The following is a 24,964-nucleotide window of genomic DNA, read 5'->3' as shown; positions in this document are numbered from 1 at the left end:
AAAACGCTCGGCTGGAAAACCCCAGCCGAGCGCCTGCGTGATCTACTGACGACCACGTAAGCCATCAGGTGTTGCGAGGACCCCAAGAATCCGCCGAGTACGTCTCGCAGGACCGGGCCCTCACACGGATGCGGATGGATCAGGAGGAGGAGCCGCGCGGGAAGGAGACCTCCACGCGCCGGTTCTTCTTGCGCCCCTCTTCCGTGGCATTGCTCGCGACCGGGTACTGCTCGCCGTAACCCCGGATGTCGAAGGTGACGGTCGAACCGAGGTCCTTGACCAGCACCGACTGCACAGCGTTGGCACGCTGCTTGGACAGCACGTCACCGTGGGCCGACGAACCGAGGTTGTCGGTGAAGCCGAAGACGCGCACATTGGTGGCGTTCTGCTTCTTGATCTCGGCGGCGATGGCCGCGATGCGGGAGTTGGCCGCAGGGCTCAGCTTGGCGCTGTCCTTGCCGAACAGAACCTCGGCCTGGAGCGCGAACTTGACGTTCGCGTTGCTCTCCTCGCGACGCTCGTCACCGCTCATGTCCTCGACGACCTGGATGATGTCGAGAACTTTGGCGGGGGCGAGCGTGCCACCCTCGGGCATCTTCAGGTCGGGGTCGTTCGGATCCACCTTCACCGGTGGCACCGATGTCGCCTCGGTGCCGGGCGGCACGGTGGGGTCGTCGTCGGCGACGGCGTGTGTCGCACCCAGGACGGTGGCACTCGCCGCGAGCAACGCGATCGCGACGACATGGCCCGCAGCCCGCATCGGGCCACGACGTGTCAGAGCGTGGGTCATGTCGGTCATCACCCGGAAATCTTCAGCGAGGCAGTGGCGAACGTCGGGAGCGTGAAGTCGACCTCAGTGCTGGTGGTGGGGGGAGCCGGGAACTGCATGAACACGGAAACCGACCCGCCTGCAGAAATTGCTGTCAGCCCAGTTGTGCAGAGGCATCGCCCCTCCGTATCCCGAAGAATGTAGTAGCGCTTCTTTCCGACCTTGTCGACAAGAGTCGCACCCGCGACAGAATTCGGATTCTTGGCGACGATGGTGCTCTCACTGCCCGACCACTGAGAACCACTGCTGATGCTGTCGCTCTCGTTCTTGATCACGCCACTGACGGTGACGAACCCGCCCGCGTCGCGCTTGACCTCGTTGATGACGAGAGTCAGCCCATCGCGCCCATTGACCTGGGCGAGCTTCGCATTCGGGTCCACATTCTCGCCGGCAGCGGTGTCCTCCTGCTTGGCAGCCTTGTCACCGTCGGAGGTGTCCGTCGACGCCGAAGGTGTGGCGGAGGCGGGTGAACCGCTGTCCTGCGACTTCCCTCCGTCGTCCGTGCCACAACCGGCCACGGCGAAAGCCAGGGCCGACGCCAGCGAGACGGCCACCGCAGCCCTCCGGGACTTGGTGGAGCGCCGAATGCTCATGGGTTCTGATTCCTTTACTCGTCGTTCGCCGTCAGTTGTCGACCAGATGCACGTCGAAGAGGATCTTGCTTACCTGGGACCAGGGCGGCGGACTACTTGGCCGGATTTCGAGGAACCCCTTGTCGCACGTGAAGAAGAAGATGTCCCGGATACTGTCATCGTTGAGGTCCACGGACGTCCAGTCACATTGGAATTCGACGATGGCAGTGGCCTTGGTCTTCGCCTTGGTATTCTCCGACCCTTCCAACACCGACGAATCCACTGCCTTGCGACCCTCGACCTCGACCGTGATCCGGTCGCGGTATCCGCTGTGAGTCCAACTGCAGCCGTTGGGAACGACACGAGCGTTGTTCGCAGAGGCCAGGCTGTCCGCTGCCGGGCAGCCGGTGACCGGATGACTCCGCAGGAAGACATCCAGGAGATCCTCGGGCAGCGAGGCGAAGAAGGGATCCGCGAAGTCCTCACGGGTCTTCTCGGCTGCGGCCAGCGCGGCAGCGTCGGCCGCACCCTGAGCCTCATTGCGCAAGGCCGCAGCCTTGCCGACGGCAAAGAATACGAACACGAGGAAGAGCAGGCCCGCCACCATCATCATGTAGATGGGGAAGGCCTGCCCTGCATCGCGGCGACTACGTCCGATCACTTGCCCCCCGAAGTGATGGAGGACACGAGACCCTCGATCCGCTCCGAGATCTTGCCGCCGATGCCCGTGGCCATGATCGCGCCGATGATCGCCACGACGACCAGGATGATGCCCAGGTACTCGAAAGCCGTCTGGCCACGGTCCTTGGCCGCGTAGCGCTTCTGGATCGCGCTGACCGCCGTGTTGGCCCATCCGTTGACGCGGATGGCGGTCTTCAGGGTGATGTCCGACATGGTGTTCCCCTCCGGGTTCGGCCGACCGATGGCCGGCCGACTCGCACGTTTCTCGGATGTCGCCAGCGGATCCGGCTTCCTCCTGGCCGGAGCCGCCGACGACATGAGAAACATACGGTCGGGCGCCCTGCCCGCCGGAGGGTCCCAGGACCCATTCCCGGGCCCAAACGGCCAGTTGGGTCTCGGCGGGCACGCGCTGGGCCCCACGTCCCGCACGTACGCCCATGACCCCGCCGCTGTTCACGCCATCCCGCTCAGCCACGGCGACCACCGGACCCACGCGCCCCGGGACCCGCCGCGGGGGCCGTGCCGAGCCAGCGGGCGATGGCCTCGCTGCGGCTGGTGCTGTGCAGCTTGGTGAAGATGCGGTTGATGTGGTTCTTGACCGTCTTCTCACTGATGAAGCAGGTGGCGGCGATCTGCTGATTGCTCATGCCGGACGCGATCAGCTCCATGACCTCCACCTCTCGTGAACTCAGCCCGTACTGCTGCCTGTTGAGGGAGTCGCCCGGCCCCCCAGTCACGGAAGACTGTGCCACAACCGGTTGCAGATGCGAAAGACCCTGAGAGGGTTGGACCGCTCGCGTCGCAGGTGGAACAGGTTCTGGCTCGGGTATGTGTGCAGGCGCACCGTGTTGTTCGACAGGGGCCGGGGGGTGGCCGTCGTAGCCGGATCCCTGATAGGGAACACCCGTGGTCAGGGCCGTACCGAGCCCCTCCGGGAGTGGCTTTCCGTACCCTCCGGGACCCTGGCGCATGTGGGCCAGGAGCGCGTTGGCCGCGGTGGCGGTGAAGTGGGCGCGACCGTTCTTCGTATCGCGGACGGCCTGCACCAATTGGTCGGCGGTGAATTCGCCGTGGACCAGGTAGCCGCTCGCACCCAGGCGCAGCGCCTCGTGGACGATCTCGTTCTCACGGCTGTAGGTGAGCATCATGACCGGCGCCACCTGCACGAGGTGCGGCAGCGCGGATATGCCGTCGACGCCGGGCATGCGCACGTCGAGCAGGACGACGTCCGGGCGGTGCCGGACGGCCACCTCGTAGGCCTGGCGGCCGTCCACGGCCTCGGCCACGACGTCGATGTCGTCACGGCCGGACAGCAGGACGCCCAGACCCGCCCGGACCACGGGGTTGTCGTCGGCGACGACGACCCTCAGGGCACCGGCGGGAGCGGGCGGTGACGGGGGGAAGGCGGGCATGGATCCGGATGCCGCGGACTGCTGGGAGACAGGGAGGGGGACCGGGAGCGCGCTGGTGCCGGTCTCCGAGGTGAGCGGTGTGACGTGCGGGGACGTGTGCTGGGAAGCATGGTTCCGCGCTGCCCAGTTCCGGCCCGACACACGGGAGACGTCGTCCGGCATCTGCGACCTCCTCTCAGGGTTCTATGGGGGGTGAGGGTGGACTTCAACCTGTTCGATGCGATCGCTATTCAGTTCGAGTGAAGGGTCATTGTGGTTACTTCGCTTCCTTTGCCGTGTTGAGAGCGGCGATCGGAAGTTCCAGGCGTACCTCGGTGCCCTTGGCTGCCTGACCCCTTCCGATGCGTATGCGGGCACCGATGGACGCGGCGCGTTCGACCATGCCGACGAGGCCGAAGTGTCCGGCGTACCGGAGATCGTCGAGCGTGGTGCCGACGGGCAGGCCGCGACCGTCGTCGTACACGCTGACGCGCAGGACACCGCCCTTCACACCGACCAGCACGATGAGGTACGTGGGCTGGGCGTGGCGCCGGGCGTTCTCCATCGCCTCGGAGGCGACGGTGAGCAACTGGCGTGCGACCGCCTGGGGGACCTTCGGAACCGGAATCTCATTGGAAAGGCGGAACGTGGCCGCGAGGTCACCACGCCGGGTGAAGTCCTCCGCCCGCGCGCGTAGTTCGCACACCACGTCGACGCCTCCATCGAGCCCGGACTCACGGCGCAGGTCGGAGAGAAGTTCCCGGGATTCGGCTGCTGCACGGCGGGCGGCACGGGCAACCAGTTCGGCCTGGTGCTTGATGGTGACCGGGTCCATGCGGTCGGACGATCCGGCCAGGCCGTCTGCGGCCAGCGCCAGCCCGTGCAGGGTCTTGGCGACCGAGTCGTGCATCTCCCGTGCGAGACGGGTGCGTTCGCCCTCCACCGCCTCGTTGACGGCAAGGCGAGCCCGGGTCTCGGTAAGGGCCTGACTGGCCGTTCCGAACCGGAGGAGCAGGTTGCGCAGAGTGACACCGACAGCACCTGCGATGATGCAGAAGCCGGGCAGGAGAAGCGCCGTGGAGTCGGCCGGCTGAAGCTTCGGATCGGTGGCGTACACCCCGAGGACGATGACGGTCTGAAGCGCGGCGAAGACCGCCGCGCCCCGCCAGCCGGAGACGAGACCGGCAAGCATCGGGGTGCACACCGTGACGTACGCGAGTGTGGATTCGGGGCTTGCCGTGACCAGCAGCAACGCTCCGAAGAAGGCATCAATGCCGAGCAGCCAGGGGTGACGCAGAAGCACGGGCCCGAAACGTTCCCAGTCGCGGAACAGGACGTAGGAGCCCATGAAGGTGACGAGGATGGCCGCGCCGATCAGCCAGGAGGCCGGGCCGGAGGCGGTGTGGGCGATGGCGAACGGCGTGGCCATGGCGATCATCGCGAGCCGGAATCCGAAAACCTGCCTGCACATCGCCTGGAGCGCGTTGAGCTGGATGGCGAACGCAGGACGCGACCCGGGGTCTGCTATCGCCTGCCGAACTTCCGCGCCCAGTCCGGTCTGGGCTCCGCCGAGCTGGAATGCCATGGGTCTGTCACCTCCCCCGCCCCGTCCTGTCTGCCATCCGCGTCGCTCATGTCAGCCCCCGGAGAGGAAGCCCAAGTCAATGTTGGCTCCGTAGACGAAGCCGACGGTCAGGAGCACCAACGTCCCCGGAAGGAGGAAGGTGGTAACCGCGAAGGTCGCCTTGGGAACGGCCCTGGCAGCCTTGCGACGCGCGTTCTGGGCATCGGTACGCCGCATGTCGTTGGCGATCTGGATCAATGTCTCGACAATCGGGGCACCGAGTTCCTCTCCCTGCTGGAGAGTGGTCACGAACATGGCGACCTGTTCCGAGTCGTTGCGCCTGCGCAGTTGGTCGAACGCCTCACGACGGCTGACGCCCATGTCCATCTGGCGCAACGTGATGCGGAGTTCGTCGGCCCAGGGACCCTCGTACTTATCGGCGACCCTGGCCAATGCCTGTCGGAAGCCGAGTCCTGCCGAGACCACGACGGCAAGCACGTCGAGGAAGTCGGGGAGTGTCCGGTCGATGTGGTCACGACGGATCCGGACCGCGGACCAGAGGCCGGCCTCGACCCAGAACAGGCCGAAGGCGATCAGCAGCAGGGCCAGGAAGAGCTGCCCGCGCATGAGCATGGTGAAGGCGCCGAGCCCGCCGAGGCCGCCGTAGACAGCACGGCGTGCGGCGTAGCGGTCGATGGTCAGACCGCCCGGGTTGCCCGCCAGGTCGATCTGGCGGCGCTTCTTGTTGACGGCCTTCGGGCCCATCATCCGCAGGATCGCGGGGGCCCAGCGCATGCCGAGCCGGTCGATGCCGGAACCGACCGCGCCGGTGCGGGTGGAACCGACCTCCAGGGCGATCGCGAGGTCTCCGGGGAGCTTCGCGTCACGACGGTACATACGGATGCCGGCGATGACGCCGTACACCGCGAGGCCCATCAGGCCGGCGAGCAACAGGCCCATGTTTCCCCCGCTCATCAGACGTCGATCCGGGACATGCGGCGGATCACGATGAATCCGATCGCGTACAGGGCGATGGAGATGACCACCGCGACCTGACCGATGAAGGCTCCTGTCATGCGGTCGAGTGCGCCGGGCATCACCGCGTTCATCAGGAGCATGGCACCCAGGCCGAATATCGGGACGGCGTAGGCGGTGACGGTCACCTGGGAGAGCTGGGTCTTGACCTCGCGCCGGGTCTCCTTGCGCTCCTCCAGCGTCTCGGTGAGGTTGCGCAGGGAGCTGACGACCGTACCGCCGGCCCGGTTGGACAGGACGAGCGTGGTGACGAGGACGACGAGTTCGCGCGAGGGCAGTCGGTCGGTCAGCTCGCTGAGGGCGTCGTCGAGGGTCTCGCCGACGGCGAGGCGGCGGGAGACTCTGGCCAGCTCCTCGCCGGCCGGGTTCTCCATCTCGTCCGCCGCCATACCGATCGACGTGCGCAGCGCGAGGCCGGCCTGGGTGGCGTTGGCGAGGATGCGGGCGAGCTCCGGAAGCTGGTTGATGAACCGTTCGGTGCGCTTGGTCCGCTGCCAGTTCAGGAAGGCATTGGTTCCCCAGAGCCCGATCAGGGCGGCGACCGGGCCGAAGAAGCTGGCGAGCATGGACGAGGCGATCATCCACAGGGCGGCCATGGCGAGAACCGCGTACACGAAGAACTCGCCCGGGGTGATGTCCAGGCCGGTGGCGGCCAGCTTCAGTTCGATCTTCCGGCCCAGAGTCGTGTTGCGGAGCTGCTTGTCGAAGCTCCGGAAGCGTCGGTGTCGGCCGGTCTCGGGGGTATGACCGGTGTGCGAGAGCCGGTCCACCAGGGCATCGCGATCGGCCTTGCCGCCGGAGTAGGCGTGCAGGCCGGCCACACCGGTGACTCCGGCGAGCAGAGTGACGCCAATGGTGAGAAGAGGGAGATTGGTCATGGCTCGGTACCTAGTTGGCCTCTCGGGTGGCGAGCTGTTCGGCGGAATCGGCAACCCCGAAGGCCTGCGGGATCGGTTGGCTGGCCATGTAGAGGCGGTCGGCGATCCTGCGTGGGATCGGGAGGTACTGGAACTCGCCGTTGATCCGCCCCTCGGCGTCCATCGGCTGCGCGTTGAAGCGGGCGACGGACACGATGCGGTACGGGTCGCGGCCGTGCGAGTCGAGGACGGCGATCTCGGTGATCTTGCGAGAACCGTCGGCGTGCCGGGTGAGCTGGACGATGACGTCGACGGCGCTGTTGATCTGATCGTGCAACGCCTCGAACGGGATATCGATCTCGGACATCGACGCCAGGGTCTGCAGACGCATCAGCGCGTCCTCGGCGTTGTTGGCGTGGACGGTGGCCAGCGAGCCGTCGTGACCGGTGGACATCGCCTGGAGCATGTCGAGCGACTCTCCGCCACGGACCTCACCGACGACGATGCGGTCGGGGCGCATTCGCAGGGAGTTGCGGACCAGGTCGCGGATGGTGATCTGGCCCTTGCCCTCGACGTTCGCCGGGCGGGACTCCAGTCGGATCACGTGGCTCTGCTGGAGCTGGAGTTCGGCGGAGTCCTCGATGGTGACGATGCGCTCGCTGTTCGGGATGAGGCCGGAGAGCGCGTTGAGCAGGGTCGTCTTGCCGGTGCCGGTGGCACCGGAGACGATGACGTTCAGTTTCGCCTGGACGAGACCGGAGAGCAGAATCAGCATCTGCTCGTCGAGCGAGCCGACGTTGATCATCTCCTGGAGCGTGAACGCCCTGGGGAACCGTCGGATGGTGAGGGTCGCACCGGTCAGGGACAGCGGTGGGATGATGACGTTGACACGTTCACCACTGGGCAGACGCGCGTCGACCATGGGATTCGACTCGTCGACACGGCGGTTGACGGTGGACACGATGCGCTCGATGGTCTGCATCAACTGCTCGTGCGAGCTGAAGCGCATCGGGAGCTGTTCCACCCTGCCGCTGCGTTCGACGAAGATCTGGTCCGGTCCGTTCACCATGATTTCGGTGATGGACGCGTCCTCCAGGAGCGGTTCCAGGATGCCGAGGCCGAGCGCCTCGTCGACGACCCGGCGGATCAGTTGGGTGCGCTCGACGGTCGAGAGGACCGGGCCCTCACGGCTGATGATGTGGCTGAGGACGCGCTCCAGCCTCGCCCGCCGGTCTGCGGCGGCGAGCGAGGACATCTCCGCCAGGTCGATCTCTTCGAGCAGCTTGGCGCGGAAGACCGCCACCATGTGGCTGTCCTCCCGCCCCCCGCCGTTCTTCTCGGGGGCGCTCATACGGGCCCGCAGACTCATGCGTAACTCCTCGTTCCCACTTGCTCGTCAAGCCACCGAAAGGCAGTCGTTCAGTGCGCCGCCCGGTCAGGTGCGGGGCATCGTGGCGCTTCGTTCGGCTGTGCTCCACCGGTGGAAGCCCGGGATGATGTTGGGCACTTTCACCCTGGTGACGCAGGTGACCTGATCGTCGGACGACCTGTGCGGGCCGAGAGTGGCCCGCTTGGCGGTCCAATCGCTCATCGCGTCCTTGGCCACGTCCAGATCACAGCCCCCGTAGGACATGCTGGCCATACGGGCCGCCGCTCTGGCCCCGGTCCCCGCCTGGTTGGCCGCGTACGCGGCGAGACCCGCCTGGATGGCCAGCAGGGCGACCAGGAGCAGCAGGGGAATGAAGCCCAGGTATTCCATGGCGACCTGGCCGCGGTCGCGGCGGCCGGTGCGGCCGGAGGACGCGACAGTACGGTCACCAGCCATGCGCGTGCTCATCACTCAGCCCTCCGCCGGATACGCGCCGTTGCCCTCGACGGGGAACGACCAGTTGAGTACGCCCGGCACCAGGATCGGCACCTTGAGGTCGACCTTCGCGGTGTACATGCCCGACGAGGACATCCGGCAGGTGGTCCTCATCGTTTTGGCCCAGGCCTTCGGCATGTCCTTCTTCGCCCCGTCCTGGCATTCCAGCCGCCGGATGCTCTCCGTCACCGCGCCCTGGTGAGCCGCCTGGTCCGCGGCGTTGCCCGCGAGGGAGAACGTGAAGCCGATCAGGGCGCACTGCCAGAGCACGATCACGATCAGGATGATCAGCGGCGTCATGCCCAGGAACTCGATCGCGGTCTGCCCCCGGTCGCGCCCGCGGCCGACCAGCCGCGCGCGCAGCCCGCCCGGGAGCCGACGAGACGTCAGCCCCCGGGCCCGGGCGGGCGGATCACCGGGGCGTCGCCCCCGTATCTCCATGTCTGTGGTCGTCCCGTTGAGTGCCATCGGTCAACTTGCCCCCTTGGTCGTCGCCCGGTTCCGGGAGTCGCCGTCGCGTCGGCCGACGCGCGGGCGTCCGATCGAGCCTCGGTCGTTCTTGAACTTCGCAACGGCCTTCGCACCGCTCTTCGCGCCGTTCTTCTCCTTCTCAGGAACCTTGACGATGCCCAGCTCGCCCGCAAGGGCCCAGAGGGCCTGTTTGACGGTGCTCTTGGAGTCGAGTTCGTGGAGCCGGCCGGCGTCGACGACGTTCTGGAGCTCCTTGAAGTTCGCGGGAATGGCGGTCTCGGCCATCCGCGTTCCGGTGATCTTCTCGACAAGCGGCGGCTGGATCTCGGTGTTGCGGGTGAAACGGTTGACGAGAGTGACCGTTTCCTCCGCCTTGCGGATCTGGAGCCGTTCCCACATCCGTACGAGGCGTTTGGCCCCGCGCACCGCGATCACGTCGGGGGTGGTGACCAGCAGGGCCGTGTCGGCCATCTCGATGGCCGCCGCGCTCGCGCCCTGCAGCTGACTGCCGCAGTCGATGATCACGACCTCGTAGCGCGAGCGCAGTGCGCTGACGATCTGGCGGGCCGAGCGGTCGCTCACCTCCTCGGCGCTCTCGCCCTCGCCCGGTGCCAGGAGCAGCGACAGCCCGGTGCCGTGGGTGAAGATGGCGTCGGACAGGACGCGCGGCGAGATGTCGGTGATCGTGGAGAGGTCGACGATGGACCGGCGGAACTGCACGTCGAGGTACGAGCCGATGTCGCCGGCCTGGAGGTCCATGTCGACAAGGGCGACATTGCGCCCGGACGTCTGGGCCGCCAGGGCGATTTGTACGGCGGTGACGGTGCTGCCGACGCCGCCCTTGGCGCCGCTGACCGTGATGACGGTGCCGCCGGGGCCGGTGAAGACCTCGTTCCCGGTGCTCAGGTGGCGGCGGACACCGGTGGACCACTGGGCCGCGGACTGGACCCGGTTGGCGAGTTCCTCGTAGCTCAGGGGCAGGGTGACGACGCCGCGCGCGCCCGACTCCATCGCGGACGAGAACAGGCCGGGCGTGACGTCGGCGGTGATCAGCACGACCCCGATCGCGGGGAAGCGCAGTGAGACCTCCCGGATCAGTTCCAGCGCCGGCACCGGGCCGATCCGCTCGTGGACCAGCACGACCTCGGGCAGTTCGTCGAGCGACTCGCCCGCCAACCGGGCGAGTGCGTCGATGAGCTGGGTCGAGTCGGTGACCGGGGTGGCCGGTTCGGCGTCGGGGAGCTGGCTGAGCAGCGTGGTGACGGATCTGGCCGCGTCGACGTCACCGACGGCCGGGAGGATCCTCGTGGTCATTCGATCCTCACTTGTCCTTGTTGAGCGTGTAGGTGCGGTCGCCCGGGCGGATGGTGCTGTCGCTGCCGGAGGCCAGGAGCGCGAGGCGTACGTGCTCGGCGAAGGACTCGGCGTACGCGATGCGCTGGGTGTCGAGCGTGTTGAGGGCGAAGGTGATCGGGACGGCCTCGGTGCCCATGTTCGACTTGCCGTCGCGGTTCGGCTCCAGGGCCGTCAGCTTGCCGACGTCCAGGACCTTGGCGTTGGAGACGATGACCTTCGACTGGGAGGGATCGCCGTCGCGCTCACCGGCGAAGGTGGCGTAGATGTTGACGGTGGCCCCGGGGGTGATCTTGCCGGCGACACCGGTCGCGGCGTCGATCATGATGGCGATCTCCTGTTCCCCGGGCTGCAGTTCGGGGCGCTTCTGCATCATGTCGGACTGGAGCAGGGAACCCTTGCGCAGCTGGGTGACGGCGATCTTGCCGTTCACCTCGGAGAGGTCGGTCACGGCGTTGGTGGAGAGCCAGCGCTTCGGCATCGAGATCTTCTCGAACTGCCCGGACGACAGAGCGGTGTAGGGAGCGATGTCGGACTTCAGCTGGTAGGCGGAGACCTCGGGGCCGACCTTGGAGTTGACGTCGCTGATCACCGAGAGCACACCGGCAAAGGCGCCGAAGGCGCACAGAACCGACAGGAGCAGGAGTATCACGCCGCGGCGCTGGCGGGAGTTCATGGGCCGGACAACCTCGTTCGATTCGGATGCGTGGGGCAGCGGGCAGGAGGGGGTCCACGGAGGAAAGCGGAAGCGCTAGGACTGCGGTGGGGCGAGCGCTTCGTGGCTGAGGACACCGGCTGAGTGCATTCGGTTCTCGGCTGCGGGAAGCGGGGAGGAACAGAACCCGCAGAGGTCACCGATGAGTTCCATTCGGCACCAGTGACAGATCTCCCGACGCACGGAAGAGACCAGTTGGTACAGGACGGAAATGTCTGGCAGATAGGCAGCGAATTCCACAAGTTTCCCGGTTCCCCACCAAGCCGGGGAATCGGAGGGAAGCGGGGCCTCGTGAATGGACTGGACCTTCCACGCGGGCCCGAGAGTCTGTTTCACCCACTCGGACTGCGACTGCCCCTTGGCGGTCATCAGATCGGTGGGAAATTCCGGCCCGGTCGGCGGGTCCGACTTGGGGCCGATCCTGACGAGCTGGGACTCCGGCCCCGCGACCACCGCGAACTGCGACCCCGGCACCCAGGACTTGGCATGGGTACGGAGATCCACCGGCACCCGGTCGAACTTGGTGACGGAATGCAGCAGGGCGCCCGCATGGACGTAATGGGACAGCAGCCGAGCGGCGGAGGCGACCACTCCCGGGCTGAAGTCGCAGATGGACAGCTGGCGCAGCTGCCGTACGAGTACGGCAACGCCCAGTGGAGGAAGGTCCACCTTGAGCAGAGCGATGCGATCGCTCTCCAGAACGGAGCGAACGGAGTATAGCCGACGCTCGTGGGCGGGCGCGATGCCGCTCGGGTAGACGGCGACGACGTAGCCGTGCTGCTCCAGCAGCACGTGCATGTCGCCGATGGCCATCTCCAGCGACTGGTCGTCCGGCGACTGCAACAGGGCAGCTGTCGGCGTCTGCTGATCGGTCGGAGGTAGTACCAAATCAGCACTGGTCACTGCTATTGCGGTTGGCACGCTGTTCCCCGTTTCGGCTCCAGCCAAACACCGGTCATGATGTCGGCCGCAATCGCTCCTGCGCCGCGGTTCCGTCTCAGCACTTTATCCACGTCTTACCTGGCAGAGAACACTTTTCGGAGGCCAGTACGACAACGCGAGGAAGACGTCGCGGCGGCGACCCCGAGCCAAATCGGATCAAATCGAAATTCGTTAACTCCTGTACCACTGCGGAGTGTTACGAATCAACCTTCCGGTTACCCGCGACCCCGAATTCATCGCCGCACGTCAGGCCGGATGCGGAACCGGACCCCCGCCGCCGCGGCGGCTACTGGCCGGTCACTGTCCGAGCATCCGGACGGCGTCACCCGCACGGGGCCGCCACGGGGTCAACAAATCGTCAACTCGTGGTGGGGCGGCGGGAGCTGTGAAGGGTTCGCGAGGTGTTCACAGGGGCCCGGCGCGCCGGCGTGGAGGAGCCGTCGCGAACCCGGGCCCGAACGGCCTTCGTTGCCAGAGGTCTTGACAACTCGATTGGTCTGGACCAGCTTATCGGCCAGCGGTGACCACCGCCGTCCGGCTTTCTCCTTCTCTTCATCACCGCTTCATCTCACCCCCCGCCGCACCGACTTCCCGGAACCCCGGGGCTCCCCCGATCCCCCGGACTCCTCGATTCCCCCACGGAGGCAGCAAGTGGAACCTTCCCCCGTCAGCGGACACAGAATCCGCAGGCGCCACACCCGCCCGCTCCTCGGCGCGGCGATGGCCGTCCTCGCGGCCGGCGCGCTGACCGCCACCGGCCTCGTCGGCAGTGCCCAGGCCGCCGACATCAACGTGGCCAAGAACCCCGGCTTCGAGTCGGGGCTCGCCAACTGGTCATGTTCCGGGGGCACCGGCGCCGTCGTCTCCTCCCCCGTGCACGGCGGCACCGGCGCCCTGAAGGCCACCCCGGCCGGGCAGGACAACGCCATGTGCTCGCAGACCGTGGCGGTGAAGCCCGACTCGACGTACACGCTCGGCGCGTGGGTGCAGGGCGGCTACGCCTACCTCGGCGCGAGCGGCACCGGCACGACGGACGTGTCGACCTGGTCCCCGGGCTCCTCCGCCTGGACCCAGCTCACGACCAGCTTCAAGACCGGCCCGAGCACCACCTCGGTCACGGTGTACACGCACGGCTGGTACGGGCAGGCCGCCTATCTGGTGGACGACTTCTCGGTCAACGGCCCCGACGGCGGTGGCGGCGGACCCGAGACGCCTCAGGTCCCCGGAACGCCGGCCGGCCTGTCGGTCGGTGCGACCACGACCTCCTCCGTGGCCCTGTCCTGGAACGCGGTGTCCGGCGCCACCGGCTACACCGTCTACCGGGACGGCGCCAAGGCCACCACGACCACCGGAACCTCCGCCACCGTCACCGGACTTGCCGCCGACACGGCGTACCAGTTCACGGTGAGCGCCACCAACGAGGCCGGTGAGTCCGTCAAGTCCGCCGCCGTGAGCGGCCGTACGGCCAAGGAGGGCGGCGGCACCCCGATTCCCGGCACGTCCGTTCCGAAGCACGCCGTGACCGGCTACTGGCAGAACTTCAACAACGGCGCGACCGTGCAGAAGCTCAGCGACGTGCCCGCGAACTACGACATCATCGCGGTCTCGTTCGCCGATGCCACGGGCACGCCCGGCGCCGTCACCTTCAACCTGGACACGGCGGGTCTGAACGGCTACACCGTCGACCAGTTCAAGGCAGACGTCAAGGCGAAGCAGGCCGCCGGGAAGAACGTCATCATCTCGGTCGGCGGCGAGAAGGGCACCGTCTCCGTCAACAGCGACGCCTCGGCCAACAACTTCGCCAACTCGCTCTACTCGCTCATCCAGGAGTACGGCTTCAACGGCGTCGACATCGACCTGGAGAACGGCCTCAACTCCACGTACATGACGAAGGCGCTGCGCTCCCTGTCGCAGAAGGTCGGTTCCGGCCTCGTCATCACGATGGCCCCGCAGACCATCGACATGCAGTCGACCGGGGGCGAGTACTTCAAGACGGCGCTCAACATCAAGGACATCCTGACCGTCGTCAACATGCAGTACTACAACAGCGGTGCGATGCTCGGCTGCGACGGCAAGGTCTACTCGCAGGGCTCGGTGGACTTCCTCACCGCGCTCGCCTGCATCCAGCTTGAGGGCGGCCTCGACCCGTCCCAGGTCGGTCTCGGCGTCCCCGCCTCCACCAGCGCCGCGGGCGGCGGCTACGTCTCCCCGTCGGTCGTGAACGCGGCCCTGGACTGCCTGGCCTCGGGCATCAACTGCGGTTCCTTCAAGCCCTCGAAGACGTACCCGGGCATCCGCGGTGCGATGACCTGGTCGACCGCCTGGGACGCCAAGTCGGGCAACGCCTGGTCGAACGCGGTGGCCCCGCACGTCCACGGCCTGCCGTAACCCGGACCGGTGCCCCGCCCGGTGATGCGGGACGGGGCACCGACCGGGCCGTACGGCACGCATGACCGGCAGCGCCGCCGCTCCCCCGGCGGCGCTGCCGCACGTCCGACGGCACTGCGCACGTCCGGAGCGACGGCGCCCCGCCCCGTACACAGCACGGCGCCCCGCCCCGTATACAGCACGGCGCCCCGTCCCGTAGGGGCGGGGCGCCGTCGGCGTCGTGGGGGCGGAGCCTGCCGGGTGGCCTCCGACCGGGCTCTCAGCCGAGGACCGCGAGGGCGTCGATCTCGATGAGGAGGCCCTTGGGGAGGCCGACGTAGACCGTGGTGCGGGCGGCCGGCGGCGCCTTCAGGTCCTGGTCGGCGAAGTAGGCGTTGTAGATCTCGTTCATCTCGGCGAAGTGGTCCACGTCCGTGAGGTAGACGCGCATCATCATCACGTCGTCCCAGCTCGCACCGCCCTCCTCCAGGATCGCCTTGACGTTGGCGAAGGTCTGGAGGGTCTGCTCGCGCAGCGTCGGTCCGGCGGGTGTGGGGGCCTGGCCGGACCCGGTGTGGTCGGCGGGGAGGAAGCCGACCTGTCCGGCGACCTGGAGGATGTTCCCCTTCTTCACCCCGTGCGAGAACTTCGCGGGCGGGGTGGTGTGGGTGCTCGGGGTGAGCGCGGTCTTCTCGGTCATGACTGTTCAGGCTCTCCTGGGGTGGTTGCTGCCGGAGTACTCCCGGCTGATGGTGTCGGCGGTGCGCCGCACCAGCGGGAGCAGGGTGAGGAGTTCCTCCGCCGTGACGACGACGTTGGGCGCGGAGACCGACATCGCGGCGACGACACGCCCGTCCGCGCCCCGGACGGGGGCGCCGACACAGTTGATGGACTCCTCGTGGCCACCGAGGTCGGTGGCCCAGCCCTGTTCGCGTACGGCGGCGAGCTCCTTGAGGAAGGCGCCGGCGTTCGGGGTCGAACGGGACGTGTACATGGGGTAGTCGAGCCTCTCGGCGACGGCGCGCCGCTCGGGCTCGGGGAGGTCGGCGAGGAGCAGCTTCGCGACGGCGGCGACGGTGATCGCCACCGGTTTTCCGATCCGGGAGTACATCCGGACCGGATAGCGGCTCTCGACCTTGTCGATGTAGAGGACCTCGTTCTCCTCGTACACCGCGAGATGCACGGTGTGACCGCAGCTCTCGTTGAGTTCGGCGAGGTGGGGGTGGGCGATCTCGCGGACGTCGAGGCTCTCGACGGCTTCCTGCGCGAGGGCGAAGAGGCGGGCGCCGAGCCGGTAGCGGTGGTCCTGCTGCCGGTAGACGAGTCCGTGTTCGTGAAGGGTACGAAGGAGGCGCAGGGCGGTGGACTTGTGGACGCCGAGGCGCTCGGCCACCTGCCCGAGGTCGGCGGGGCCCCGGGCCAGCAGGGGCAGGATGTTCAGTGCCCGGTCGACGGTCTGGCTCATGCGCGGGCCCCACTGCTCTCGCCGGTCCTGGTCCGGTCGCCGCCAAAAACGCCCCTCGTGTCCGTTCGCCGGGCGCTCCCCGGGTACCGGTCGTCGCCCGTGCGCTCGTCGCGGTCGTTCACGTCGTACGTACCTCCTGGTCGTCCCCCGTCCAGCCGGGGCCGAGTCGAAGTCTCCCCCAGGCCGCGTCGTCCAGCGCGGCGAGGGCGTCGGCGCGGGCGCGGGGCGGCGGGTCGGTGAAGTCGCCGGGGACGGTGAGCACGGCGGCGGCCATGAGGTGGCCGTGCCGCACCCGGTCGCGCAGCGGAAGGTCCCGGAGGGTGGCGGAGAGGAACCCGGCGGCGAAGGCGTCACCGGCCCCGACGGGCGCGACGACATCGACGCGGAGGGCGGGCACGGTGGTGACCGCGTCGGTGGAGGACGAGAAGACGGTGGCCCCCTCGGACCCGCGCTTCACGACCAGGGTCCCGGGTTCCGGGAGTGCCGCGCGGATCGCCTCGGCACCGCCTTCCACGCCCCAGGCAGCCTCCGCCTCGTCCTCGCCGACGAAGACCAGGTCGCAGCGGCGGGCCAGTTCCAGCAGCACGCCGGGGCCCGTGGCGGCGTCGCGCCACAGGCCCGGCCGGTGGTTGACGTCGAAGGAGACGAGCGGGCGGTCGGGGCGGTGTGCGGTCAGTTCGTGGAGCAGGGCCAGGCAGCCGGCGGAGAGCGCCGCCGTGATGCCGGACAGGTGCAGGATCCGGGTCGTGGGCAGGGCCTCGTACGGAACGTTGTCCGGGGACATCGCGGAGGCGGCGGACCCGGCCCGGTAGTAGGCGACCTCGTGCACGTCGGTGGCCCGGTCCGTCGCGGTGCGGAAGTAGATCCCGGTCGGCCGTGCCGGGTCGCGGCGCACGGCGGAGGTGTCGACCCCGTACCCGGTGACGGTCTCGACGAGGTGGTCGCCGAATCCGTCCGCGCCGACCCTGCTCACCCAGGCCACCCGGTGTCCGGCCCCCGCCAGCGCGCAGGCGACGTTCGACTCGGCGCCTCCGACGGCGCGGCCGAAGGACGGGACGTCGGCGAGGCGTCCGGGCCGCGACGGGAGGAACGTCACCATGGACTCGCCGAGGCAGACGACCTCGGCGGACGTGCGGGGGTCGGCGGTCCTGGCCGGGATTCCGGACACTCGGGGCTCCTCGCGTGGTCGACGGGTTCGGACGGTGTGGACGGGTCGGGGCGGTGCGCGTGGTTCGGGCGGTGCGGTGGTTCGAGTGGCTCGGCGGCTCTCGGCGGTTCAGTGGTTCTCGGCGGTTCGGTGGTTCTCGGAGGTGCGGAGCGTGTGTCGCGGGGTGGCGGTGGACGGACCGGCCGCGCGTACCGGGAGTTCGGTGGCGGCCGAACGGGTCGGGACGCCGGTTCCCGGCCATTGACCCGGCGTCGGCTCGGATGTTAGACAGCCCCGAGCGTTATACGCAATGAGCGTTGCATATGATGCAACAGCGGCTTCGGCTGCGACGACCCTTCGATCGAGGAGGCACCCTTGGCCGCCGACCGCCCCGCAGCCCGGCTCGCCGACGAGCTGGTCGACCACCGCTTCAAGGCGCTCCCGCCCGACGCGGAGGGACTGACCGTCGGCGCTCTCGCCGCCGAACGGCGCGATCTCTTCACGGGAGGCTTCACCACCCCGGTACTCGCCCTGTCTGCGGAGTCGGTCGAGCACAACCTCGTGCTGCTGGAGTCGTACGCCGAACGCCATGGGCTCGCCTTCGCCCCGCACGGCAAGACGTCCATGTCCCCGCAGCTCTTCGACCGCCAGCTTGAGCACGGCGCGTGGGGCATCACCGCGGCCGTGCCGCACCAGGCGCGTGTCTACCGGGCGTACGGCGTCCAGCGGATCTTCCTGGCCAACGAGCTGGTCGACGCCGCGGCCCTGCGCTGGCTGGCCGGCGAGCTGGACCGCGACCCGGAGTTCCGTTTCGTCTGCTACGTGGACTCGGCGCGGGGCGTCGAGCTGATGGACGAGGCGCTGCGGGCGGCGGGCGCCTCCCGGCCGGTGGACGTGGTCGTGGAGCTGGGCGCGGGCGAGGGCGCGCGCACCGGCGCCCGCACCGAGGCCGATTGCGCGGCGGTCGCCGACGCGGTGGCTGCGACGGGCACACTGCGCCTGGTGGGGGTCGCCGGTTACGAGGGAGAGGTACCGGACGCGTCCGGAGAGCGGGTGCGGGAGTGGCTGAGGCGCCTGGTCGCGCTTGCCGTCTCCTTCGACCGGGCGGGCAGGTTCGCGGCGTCGGGCGCGGCGGACGACGGCATCGTGATCAGCGCGGGCGGCAGCGCCTGGTTCGACGCGGTCGCGGACGTGTTCGCCGGGATTCCCGATCTGTCCGGCCCGGTGCTGAAGCTGCTGCGCTCGGGGGCGTACGTCTCGCACGACGACGGCCACTACCGCCACCTCACCCCCTTCAACCGCGTTCCCGGGGAGGGCGCCCTGCGCCCCGCCTTCCGGCTCTGGGCGCAGGTCGTCTCCCGCCCCTCCGCCGAGCAGGCGTTCCTGAACGCGGGCAAGCGGGACGCGGCGTACGACCTCGACCTGCCGCAGGCCCAGGTGGTCCGCTCGGGCCGCGACGGAACGGTCCGGCCCGCGACGGGCATCACGGTCAGCGGCCTGTCCGACCAGCACACCTGGGTGCGCACCGAGCCCGGTGCCGAGCTGGAGGTCGGCGACTGGGTCGGGATGGGGCTGTCGCACCCGTGCACCAGCTTCGACAAGTGGCAGCTGATTCCGCTGGTGGCGGCGGACGGCACGGTCACGGACTACATCCGCACGTTCTTCTGATCCCGGCGCCCTCCCCCTCCCCTCCCTCCTTTCCTCCCTCCTGCTCCTTCTCCCCTCTCCTCTCTCCCTCTCTCCCTCTTTCACCATCCCTTGATCCCTCGCTTCCGATCCCCGGACAGCCCGGAAGGCGATCCCCATGGACCTGGTCATCCGCGACGCATACGTCATCGACGGCACCGGAGCCCCCGGCCGCCGCGCCGACGTGACGATCGACGGCGGCCGGATCGCCGATATCCGCCCCGAGCACGCCCCCGGGCCGCGTCCGTCCGGCCGTCGGGTCCTCGACGCCGACGGGCTCGCCCTCGCCCCCGGCTTCATCGACATGCACGCGCACAGCGACCTGGCGCTGCTCCGCGACCCCGACCACAGCGCCAAGGCCGCGCAGGGTGTGACGCTCGAAGTCCTCGGTCAGGACGGTCTGTCGTACGCCCCGGTCGACGACCGGACACTGGCCGAGGTCCGCCGCGCCATCGCCGGCTGGAACGGCGGCGGGCCCGAGGACCCGGGCATCGACTTCGACTGGCGTACGGTCGGCGAGTACCTGGACCGTCTGGACCACGGTTTCGACGGCCGGGGCATCGCGGTCAACGCGGCGTACCTCGTCCCGCAGGGCACGGTCCGGATGTACGCGATGGGCTGGGAGGACCGCCCGCCCACCGATGCCGAACTGACCCGGATGAAGGGGCTCGTGGCGCAGGGCATGACGGACGGCGCGGTCGGCATGTCCTCCGGCCTCACCTACACCCCCGGCATGTACGCGGACGACGCCGAACTCACCGAACTGTGCCGGGTGGTGGCCCGGTACGGCGGCTACTACTGCCCTCACCACCGCTCGTACGGGGCGGGCGCGCTCGCCGCGTACGAGGAGATGGTGCGGCTCACCCGGAACGCGGGCTGCGCCCTCCATCTCGCCCACGCCACCATGAACTTCGGCGTGAACGAGGGCCGGGCGCCGGAGTTGCTCGCGCTGCTCGACGCGGCCCTCGACGCGGGCGCCGACATCTCCCTCGACAGCTACCCGTACACCCCCGGCTGCACGACCCTGGTCGCGATGCTGCCGAGCTGGGCGAGCGAGGGCGGTCCGGAGGCGGTTCTCGCCCGTCTCGCGGACGACGCGACGGCGGAGCGGATACGGCACGACATGGAGGTGGTCGGGTCGGACGGCTGCCACGGCGTGCCGATCGAGTGGGACACGATCGAGATCTCGGGCGTCACCGTGCCCGGCCTCGCCGGCCACGTGGGCCGCACGGTGGCCGAGTCGGCCCGGCTGCGCGGCGAGGCCCCCTGGGCGACCGCCCGCCGGCTGCTCGTCGACGACCGGCTCGGCTCCACGATCCTCCAGCACGTGGGGCACGAGGAGAACGTCCGGCGGATCATGCGGCACCGGGTGCACACCGCCGGCAGCGACGGCATCCTCCAGGGCGACAAGCCCCACCCCCGCGCGTACGGCACGTTCCCGCACTATCTCGGACGGTACGTGAGGGAGTTGGGCGTCCTGTCGCTGGAGGAGTGCGTCGCCCGGCTCACCGGCCGCCCGGCACGGCGACTGCGGCTGGCCGACCGCGGGCAGGTCCGCGAGGGCTTCCGTGCCGACCTGGTCCTCTTCGACCCGGCGACGGTGGCGGCGGGCTCGACGTTCGAGCGCCCGCGCACCCTGCCGGTCGGCATCCCGCACGTCCTGATCGACGGCCGATTCGTCATCGAGGACGGTCGCCGGACCCAGGTGCTGGCGGGCAGGACCGTACGCGGAGCGGGACGCGCCCGAAGCCTGTGAGGCCCCCGGATCCGTCTTCCGGAACCGTCACCCGGATTTGTCTTCCGGAGCCGCCGTCCCGAACCGCCGTCCCGAACCGCCTTCCGGAACCGTCTCCCGGGACGGTCCGGGAACCCACGGTTCCCTCTCCCACCCACCCACGGCACCGCCACCCACGGAACCCGCCCACGGCATCCGCCGCCCGTGGCGCCTACGGCTCCTGCCCCGCCCGTTCCCGCGCCCAGGCCAGGTCCTCCTCGGTCGGTGCGTCGTCCTGGGTGAGCTTCGCCCGCCAGTAACCGCTGAACTCCACGGCGGCCCGGGGCAGTCCGCGCTCCTCCACCAGGTGGCGGCGCAGTGCCCGTACCGCCGCCGCCTCGCCCGCCAGCCATGCGGCCCCGGCACCGGCGGGCAGTCCGGCGGACCGGACCGCGTCCACCAGTGTTCCGCCCCGGTCACGGTGCACCCAGTGGACGGTCACCTCGCCCGGCGAACCGAGCACCTGCTGTTCGGCCTCGTCGGCGACCTCGGCGTACACCACCGCCCGCGCACCGGCCGGGAGCGACTCCAGGAGCGTGCCGATCGCGGGGAGCGCCGTCTCGTCACCGGCCAGCAGCAGCCAGTCGGCGGCGGGCAACGGCCGGGCATAGGCCGACGACGGGCCGACCATGCCGAGGACGTCCCCGGGGCACGCCGCCCGGCCCCAGCGGGCGGCGGGGCCGTCGTCGCCGTGGAGCACGAAGTCGACGGTCATCAGCCCGGCCGCGCGGTCGTACCCGCGCACCGTGAAGCTCCGCATGAGCGGGCGTTCGGACTCGGGGATCGCGAGGTACGCCTCGTACCACCGCATGCCGTACGTGTCGTCGGCGTCCGGCTCCGGCAGCCGGGGCGCGTCCTGGCCCGGCCCCGGGAAGCAGAGTTTCATCTGCTGGTCGGGGCGGTCCTCCAGGATCTCCGCCATCGCGTCCCCGTCGAAGGAGACGCGTGCGACCCGCGGAGTGACCCGCTCCACGCCCACGACCCGCACGTACGACACGGGCAACACCTGGCCCATCGCGGCACCGGCCTCTCCTGATAGTTTATGGCGTAAGGAATTGAAATCGACGAGGCGAAGTTACTTTACGCCGTAAGGAGTTGCAAGTGGTGGTCTTTGCCGGACAGGGCGACGCCCGTCGCTCCATGTCCCTGCTCTGGCGCGGCGGGCGGCCCGACCGGCCGCGCCGGGGCCGTGCCCCGGGGCCCCGTCCGGGCCTGAGCGTGGACACGATCGTCACCGCCGCGATCGCCGTCGCCGACGAGGAGGGCATGGCCGCGCTCTCGATGCGCACGGTGGGCGAACGGCTGGGCCGTACGGCGATGGCGCTGTACACGTACGTCCCCGGCAAGGGCGAGCTGCTGGACCTGATGTACGACGCGGTCCACGTCGAACTCCCCGGGGCCGACGCGTACGCGGACGCCGCCGACTGGCGGGCCGGCCTGACCGCGTGGGCGCGGGACACTCTCGTGTTCCTGCTGCGCCACCCCTGGGTGCTCCAGGTCTCGCAGGCCCGCCCGGTCCTCGGTCCGCACGAGTACGCCGCGCTGGACACGCTCGTGCGCCTGCTGAACGGCACCGGGCTCGACGCCCCGCTCGTGCGGCGGCTGGTCGGTACGCTGACCCACCTCGTACGCGGCTGCGCCGCGACGGTCGCCGAGGCGCGGCAGGCGGCGGCGGTGACGGGCGAGTCGGACGAGGCGTGGTGGTTCGCGCGCTCGGCGCTGCTCGGCGAGGTGGCGCCCGACTTCGCGGACCGCTGGCCGGCCCTGAGCGCGATGGAGCACGACAGCGCCCCCCGGCCGCCCTCGGCCGAGGACACCGGGAGCGACGGAAGGGACGCGGGGGCGACGCCACTCGCCGATGGAGGGGACGCGGGGGCGGCTCCGCTCGACATCGGAGGGGACGCGGGGGCGACGCCCTACCTGGAGCGCGAGGCGCGGGGGACGCTCGCCGTCGGCCTCGGCGTGCTGCTCGACGGGATCGAGGCGGCGATCCGGCGCGCGGAGGCGATCCGCGCCCGCGGGGGCGCGGCATCACCGCACACGACATCGCCGTGACCGCCCGTCGGACGGGCGGTCACGGCGACGCTTCGTGCACCGGTTCACGGCGCCGCGTCATGCGTCCGCTTCGCAGAAGCGGGCGGTTCACCCGTTCCACGGCTTCACGGTGACGGGCGGTTCACCCGTTCACGGCTTGGGCAGCGCGCACCCCGCACGGTTCAGGTCGAACGCGTTGCCGGCTCCGATGCACGGCACGATGCCGTAGGTCTGCTGGGCGTAGTTGATGCCCTCGCGCACCGTCACGTTGCCGTTCTCGTCCACCTCGCACGGGTTGTTGTCCGTGCACTGCTGTCCGTCCTCGTTACCGGTGTTGTTGACGGCGACGACCTTGCCCGTCGCGTTGTCGACCACCGGGGAGCCGGACGTGCCGCCGATGGTCTGGCAGGCGGAGGTGTAACGGATCGAGTCCTTCCAGGTCCACGCGCCCTCCTTCAGGCGGTAGACGAACCCGTCCATGTTGCAGGAGTACGTGCGCTTCCAGTATCCGGAGACGACCGTGATCGCGGTGCCCTGGACGGGGTGTGCGGCGTTGAGCTCCAGCGCCTTGATGCCGTAGCTGCTCTCGATCTGGGCGTAGGTGCTGGTGAGTTGGTACACCGATATGTCGGTGTCGGTCATCGTCCCGTACGCGATCTTGCTCGCTCGCAGGGTGCCGACGCCACTGCCCGAGGAATTCAGCAGGGTGAAGCTGCGACTGGACGGCTGGTCGACCACGACCGTGCCCGGCGCCGGGAATCCGGTCTCCATGCAGTGCCCGTTGGAGAGCACGAGCGCGGGATCGGACGGCTGGGAGTCGGGCGTGCGGACCACGGAGCCGGAACAGTTGCTGAGCGCCACCGTCCCGGCGAAATTGACCGCCTTGGGCTTGGCCTTGAGCTTGGCCTCGGTCGCTGCCCGGACCTTCGTCCCGGCTGCGCCGGCCGTCGCCGCGTCGTGGCCGGTGGCCGCGGCGGCGGGTGCGATTCCCGCCCCGAGGAGCAGTACGGCGAAGAGCGCACCGATGAGAGGCTTCTTCATGTGGGGGTCCCCTCCAGTGACATGCGCGGGGCCTCAGTGACCCCGGCAACCGAAGTTCCTTCGGTTTGACATGCGCATGTTTGCGTACGGAGGTGACCCCCACAAGGGGCGGTTTCCGGCCAACCGACCTGGCCAACCGACCCGGCCACCCGACCCGGGCATCCGTCCACCGGACCGCAGACCGTCGGACCTCGGACCGCAGACCTTCGTACCTCGGACCTCGGACCTCGGACCGTCGGACCTCGGACCGTCGGGCACCGGACCGTCGGGCACCGGATGGCCCGCCCTCACGGCCGTTCCGGCGTCACCGCGTGGTGTGCTCCACCGGGATCCAGAGCTCGGCATCCGCCCGGGCGCCGTCCTGGGACAGCCGGGTGCGCAGGATCTCGGGCCCCGGCCTGCTCCGGTACGGATTGGACGGGAACCACTGGGTGAACACGTCCCGCCACAGGTACTGGAGGGCCTGCGGGAACGGCCCGGAGCTCTCGAACACGGCCCAGGAACCCGCCGGTACCTCCAGCGCGTCCAGGTCCTCCGGGGCGTCGACGCCCGTCACCACACCGTGGTAGTAGTCGAGTTCGGTCCCCTCCGCACGGCTCGCGGCGAGATCGTCGCTGACGCCGACGATTCCCCGCGGTTCCTGGTCGGACAGCTCCCCGACGCGTCGCACGGTGTCCTTGTCGAGGCCCCGGACGAACTCGGCGATGGCCGGGTTCGCGCCCTCGTGCACCAGGGGGACCCGTGCCTTCCTTCCCACCACACGGAAGGCTTCCTTCTCCACGATCCGGTACCGCATACTGCTGCTCCCTTCGACAACGAGCCGGAAGGACATCCGGGGCTGGGACCGCAGAACCGCACCGGTCCGCCGGGCCTCACCGGGGCCGACGCCGTGCATGGCACGGAACGCCCGCGCGAACGCCTCCCCCGAGCCGTAGCCGTGGCGCACCGCGACATCCAGCAGCGTCCGGTCCCCCGCCAGCACCTCGGCCCCGGCGAACGTGAGCCGCCTGCGCCGGATGTACTCCGACAGCGGCATCCCGGCAAGCGCCGAGAACATCCGCCGGAAGTGGTACTCCGACGTCATCGCGATCCGCGCCAACTCGGCCGCCTCGATCCGCTGATCGAGGTGCTCCTCGATGTGCTCCATGGCTTGATTCAGCCGTTCCAGCATCCCGG

Annotated in this window: 24 protein-coding genes; 4 read left to right on the top strand and 20 right to left on the bottom strand. The window is 69.4% G+C overall.

What is annotated here, in order from left to right:
* Positions 1 to 139 precede the first annotated feature (139 nt).
* From ACF1CT_RS29990 to ACF1CT_RS29925, 14 genes are all read right to left on the bottom strand, one after another.
* The gene (locus ACF1CT_RS29990; protein ID WP_391787121.1) at positions 140 to 790 is read right to left on the bottom strand and encodes an OmpA family protein; all 651 of its coding nucleotides are present in this window, start codon (positions 788 to 790) and stop codon (positions 140 to 142) included.
* A gap of 8 nt (positions 791 to 798) precedes the next feature.
* On the bottom strand, positions 799 to 1,422 hold the full coding sequence (locus ACF1CT_RS29985) for a hypothetical protein (RefSeq protein WP_391787106.1): 624 nt from the start codon (positions 1,420 to 1,422) through the stop codon (positions 799 to 801).
* A 31-nt stretch (positions 1,423 to 1,453) separates the two neighbouring features.
* Complete coding sequence (locus ACF1CT_RS29980; protein WP_391787105.1) at positions 1,454 to 2,062, bottom strand: pilus assembly protein TadG-related protein; 609 nt, start codon at positions 2,060 to 2,062, stop codon at positions 1,454 to 1,456.
* Positions 2,059 to 2,295: a hypothetical protein gene (locus ACF1CT_RS29975; RefSeq protein ID WP_391787104.1), complete on the bottom strand. Its 237-nt coding sequence runs from the start codon at positions 2,293 to 2,295 to the stop codon at positions 2,059 to 2,061. Before ACF1CT_RS29975 ends, ACF1CT_RS29980 begins: the two co-directional genes overlap by 4 nt.
* Positions 2,296 to 2,549: 254 nt before the next feature.
* Complete coding sequence (locus ACF1CT_RS29970) at positions 2,550 to 3,656, bottom strand: response regulator (protein ID WP_391787103.1); 1,107 nt, start codon at positions 3,654 to 3,656, stop codon at positions 2,550 to 2,552.
* Positions 3,657 to 3,750: 94 nt separating this feature from the next.
* Positions 3,751 to 5,058 (bottom strand): sensor histidine kinase, encoded by a 1,308-nt coding sequence (locus ACF1CT_RS29965; RefSeq protein WP_391787102.1) that lies wholly within the window; start codon positions 5,056 to 5,058, stop codon positions 3,751 to 3,753.
* A 51-nt stretch (positions 5,059 to 5,109) separates the two neighbouring features.
* Positions 5,110 to 5,997, bottom strand: coding sequence for a DUF5936 domain-containing protein (locus tag ACF1CT_RS29960; RefSeq protein ID WP_391787120.1), 888 nt, complete (start codon positions 5,995 to 5,997; stop codon positions 5,110 to 5,112).
* Positions 5,998 to 6,011: 14 nt separating this feature from the next.
* On the bottom strand, positions 6,012 to 6,950 hold the full coding sequence (locus ACF1CT_RS29955) for a type II secretion system F family protein (protein WP_391787101.1): 939 nt from the start codon (positions 6,948 to 6,950) through the stop codon (positions 6,012 to 6,014).
* A gap of 10 nt (positions 6,951 to 6,960) precedes the next feature.
* The gene (locus tag ACF1CT_RS29950) at positions 6,961 to 8,298 is read right to left on the bottom strand and encodes a CpaF family protein (protein ID WP_391787100.1); all 1,338 of its coding nucleotides are present in this window, start codon (positions 8,296 to 8,298) and stop codon (positions 6,961 to 6,963) included.
* A 66-nt stretch (positions 8,299 to 8,364) separates the two neighbouring features.
* The gene (locus ACF1CT_RS29945) at positions 8,365 to 8,754 is read right to left on the bottom strand and encodes a TadE/TadG family type IV pilus assembly protein (protein WP_391787099.1); all 390 of its coding nucleotides are present in this window, start codon (positions 8,752 to 8,754) and stop codon (positions 8,365 to 8,367) included.
* Between the two features lie 15 nt (positions 8,755 to 8,769).
* Positions 8,770 to 9,261 (bottom strand): TadE family protein, encoded by a 492-nt coding sequence (locus tag ACF1CT_RS29940; RefSeq protein WP_391787098.1) that lies wholly within the window; start codon positions 9,259 to 9,261, stop codon positions 8,770 to 8,772.
* 3 nt (positions 9,262 to 9,264) lie between these two features.
* On the bottom strand, positions 9,265 to 10,578 hold the full coding sequence (locus ACF1CT_RS29935; protein WP_391787097.1) for a CpaE family protein: 1,314 nt from the start codon (positions 10,576 to 10,578) through the stop codon (positions 9,265 to 9,267).
* A 7-nt stretch (positions 10,579 to 10,585) separates the two neighbouring features.
* Positions 10,586 to 11,293: a Flp pilus assembly protein CpaB gene (gene cpaB / locus ACF1CT_RS29930; RefSeq protein ID WP_391787096.1), complete on the bottom strand. Its 708-nt coding sequence runs from the start codon at positions 11,291 to 11,293 to the stop codon at positions 10,586 to 10,588.
* 75 nt (positions 11,294 to 11,368) lie between these two features.
* On the bottom strand, positions 11,369 to 12,235 hold the full coding sequence (locus ACF1CT_RS29925) for a hypothetical protein (protein ID WP_391787095.1): 867 nt from the start codon (positions 12,233 to 12,235) through the stop codon (positions 11,369 to 11,371).
* Positions 12,236 to 12,994: 759 nt separating this feature from the next.
* Here ACF1CT_RS29925 and ACF1CT_RS29920 point away from each other — a divergent pair.
* Positions 12,995 to 14,662 (top strand): chitinase, encoded by a 1,668-nt coding sequence (locus ACF1CT_RS29920; RefSeq protein WP_391787119.1) that lies wholly within the window; start codon positions 12,995 to 12,997, stop codon positions 14,660 to 14,662.
* Between the two features lie 259 nt (positions 14,663 to 14,921).
* On the opposite strand, the gene ACF1CT_RS29915 is transcribed toward ACF1CT_RS29920, so the two are convergent.
* From ACF1CT_RS29915 to ACF1CT_RS29905, 3 genes are all read right to left on the bottom strand, one after another.
* On the bottom strand, positions 14,922 to 15,341 hold the full coding sequence (locus ACF1CT_RS29915; RefSeq protein WP_391787094.1) for a RidA family protein: 420 nt from the start codon (positions 15,339 to 15,341) through the stop codon (positions 14,922 to 14,924).
* A gap of 6 nt (positions 15,342 to 15,347) precedes the next feature.
* Positions 15,348 to 16,106, bottom strand: coding sequence for an IclR family transcriptional regulator (locus tag ACF1CT_RS29910; RefSeq protein WP_391787093.1), 759 nt, complete (start codon positions 16,104 to 16,106; stop codon positions 15,348 to 15,350).
* A 118-nt stretch (positions 16,107 to 16,224) separates the two neighbouring features.
* Complete coding sequence (locus tag ACF1CT_RS29905; protein ID WP_391787092.1) at positions 16,225 to 17,274, bottom strand: sugar kinase; 1,050 nt, start codon at positions 17,272 to 17,274, stop codon at positions 16,225 to 16,227.
* A gap of 354 nt (positions 17,275 to 17,628) precedes the next feature.
* Between ACF1CT_RS29905 and ACF1CT_RS29900 the strand changes: the two genes are divergently transcribed.
* Both ACF1CT_RS29900 and ACF1CT_RS29895 read left to right on the top strand, forming a co-directional pair.
* Positions 17,629 to 18,921, top strand: a complete 1,293-nt coding sequence (locus tag ACF1CT_RS29900; RefSeq protein WP_391787091.1) for an alanine racemase — start codon at positions 17,629 to 17,631, stop codon at positions 18,919 to 18,921.
* Between the two features lie 136 nt (positions 18,922 to 19,057).
* Entirely contained in the window at positions 19,058 to 20,695 is a 1,638-nt protein-coding gene (locus tag ACF1CT_RS29895) for an amidohydrolase family protein (RefSeq protein ID WP_391787090.1), read from the top strand.
* A 190-nt stretch (positions 20,696 to 20,885) separates the two neighbouring features.
* On the opposite strand, the gene ACF1CT_RS29890 is transcribed toward ACF1CT_RS29895, so the two are convergent.
* Positions 20,886 to 21,728, bottom strand: a complete 843-nt coding sequence (locus ACF1CT_RS29890; RefSeq protein WP_391787089.1) for a siderophore-interacting protein — start codon at positions 21,726 to 21,728, stop codon at positions 20,886 to 20,888.
* 86 nt (positions 21,729 to 21,814) lie between these two features.
* Between ACF1CT_RS29890 and ACF1CT_RS29885 the strand changes: the two genes are divergently transcribed.
* A complete protein-coding gene (locus ACF1CT_RS29885) occupies positions 21,815 to 22,768 on the top strand; it encodes a TetR/AcrR family transcriptional regulator (RefSeq protein ID WP_391787088.1) in 954 nt (317 codons plus the stop codon).
* A 129-nt stretch (positions 22,769 to 22,897) separates the two neighbouring features.
* Here the strand turns inward: ACF1CT_RS29885 and ACF1CT_RS29880 are convergent, their stop codons facing one another.
* Positions 22,898 to 23,788 (bottom strand): serine protease, encoded by an 891-nt coding sequence (locus ACF1CT_RS29880; protein WP_391787087.1) that lies wholly within the window; start codon positions 23,786 to 23,788, stop codon positions 22,898 to 22,900.
* 304 nt (positions 23,789 to 24,092) lie between these two features.
* The gene (locus ACF1CT_RS29875) at positions 24,093 to 24,959 is read right to left on the bottom strand and encodes a GyrI-like domain-containing protein (protein WP_391787086.1); all 867 of its coding nucleotides are present in this window, start codon (positions 24,957 to 24,959) and stop codon (positions 24,093 to 24,095) included.
* Positions 24,960 to 24,964: the final 5 nt, after the last annotated feature.

The sequence above is a fragment of the Streptomyces sp. NPDC014734 genome (genome assembly GCF_043083325.1).
In the GTDB taxonomy this organism is placed as follows: Bacteria; Actinomycetota; Actinomycetes; order Streptomycetales; family Streptomycetaceae; genus Streptomyces.
Note: the sequence above shows the minus strand (reverse complement) of the source record. Positions and strands in the feature narration are given on the sequence as shown.